Genomic DNA, 1,851 nt, shown 5'->3' on the forward strand with positions numbered 1-1,851 from the left:
GACTGCGCGCTGCACCCCAAGTGTCGTCAAAACGCTTGCCTTTAACAGGATTGGGCAGGCTTTGCTCGGCCGGAGGCTGTTGCGCTCTCAACTGATCGATTTCGGCAGTAGGACGCGGAAGTTGTTTGGTGGTACAGCCTGCGAATAAAACCACGGCTGCACTGATTAATAAGGTTTTTATCGGCATTTTCAGCATCAAATCGGTCTCCTTGTTGTTCAGACGGCCTTGTTAAAAAGCCTTCTGAAACAAACAACTGTGATGGGTTTAATGGCTGACGTGCCGTAATGCGTGTGTCGTTTTGCTTTTATTGTATATGTTTAAATCTTTTTCAGACGGCCTTAAGGTTTCGGGCCGTCTGAATATTTGCGTTATGACTTAACTGCGCTCTGCCAATGCTTTTTCTGCGATTTCAAAATCGGAGAAATGGTGCTTCACGCCTTGTACATCCTGATAGTTTTCATGCCCTTTACCGGCAATCAGAATGATGTCGTTTGCGGCGGCGCGTTCGACTGCGTAACGGATAGCAGCGGCGCGGTCGGCTTCGACGCATTCGGGCGCAGGAACGGCAGGCAGGATGTCGTTGATGATGTCTTGCGGATTTTCCAAGCGCGGGTTGTCGCTGGTTACGACAACTTTATCCGCACCCTGTACGGCTGCCGCGCCCATCAGCGGGCGTTTACCACGATCGCGGTTGCCGCCGCAGCCGAAGACGCACCATAAGGCCGCGCCCTGCGGTTTGATTTCCTGCAAAGTGGAGAGTGCTTTTTCCAGTGCATCGGGCGTGTGGGCATAATCGACAACAACCAAAGGTTTGCCGCTGTTCATAATGCAATCCATGCGGCCTGAAGCAGGACGGATTTTTGCTAGTACTTCCAAAATGTTATTGAGTGGATAACCGTTGGCACACAGCAAGGCAACGCAGGCGGCGAGGTTTTGTGCGTTGAATCGTCCGAGCAGACGAGTGCGGCATTTTCCTTCGCCCCATGGTGTTTGGAATACGGCTTCCATGCCGTCTGATGAAGCGGTGAAATCGGTAATGCGGATATCAGCGTGTTCGCTGAAACCATAGCCGTAAACGGCTAAATCGGGACAGTCTTTTTTCAGACGGCCTGCGAGTTCTGCGCCGTATTCATCATCGACATTGATGATGGCGTGTTGCAGACCATGCCAGTAGAACAGGCGCGATTTGATGGCACCATAGGCTTCCATGGTGCCGTGATAGTCGAGGTGGTCACGGGTAAGATTAGTGAAGATTGCGCTGCGGAATGGCACGCCGTTGACGCGCGATTGGTCAAGGCCGTGACTGGAAACTTCCATCGCAGCGGCTGTTGCGCCTTGCTGACGGAAGCGGTAGAGCAGAGTTTGGACATCGACAGGGGCAGGCGTGGTATGCGTGGTCTCTTCCAATGCGCCCCAAAAGCCGTTGCCGACTGTGCCGATAATAGTGGTTTTTTCGCCCAACAGATCAGCAGCTTGCGCCAGCCATTGTGTGATAGAGGTTTTGCCGTTGGTACCGGTTACGCCCCAAACTTTAAGGCCGTCTGAAACATTGCCGTAAACCTGTGCCGCCAACATACCGGCGCGATGTTTCAGATCTTTAATGCCTTGATTGGGAACGTTCCATTCGGGATTCCATGTGAATTTGCCGTCATCATCCCAAAAAACAAAGGTGGCACCGTTGACAATGGCGGCAGGAATATAGCTGCGGCCGTCTGTATATTCACCCTGACAGGCAACGAAAATGTCACCCTGTTTAATTTGTCGGCTGTCTGAATGCAACAAACGCCCTGCTGCGTTTTCACACAGCAGAGGCGGAAAGTTGGTTTCAGCCAAGGGGGTTAACTTGCTGA

At 52.2% G+C, this 1,851-nt stretch carries 1 protein-coding gene and 1 pseudogene; both read right to left on the reverse strand.

What is annotated here, in order from left to right; all coding sequences use genetic code 11:
- Positions 1–196: pseudogene (locus ACTHUM_RS12840) on the reverse strand (M23 family metallopeptidase); the annotation flags it as partial.
- Positions 197–376: 180 nt separating this feature from the next.
- The coding region (locus ACTHUM_RS12845; protein WP_440403037.1) for a UDP-N-acetylmuramoyl-L-alanyl-D-glutamate--2,6-diaminopimelate ligase at positions 377–1,851 on the reverse strand (1,475 nt) is incomplete at its 5' end.

Source organism: Neisseria sp. P0021.S006 (assembly GCF_051956895.1).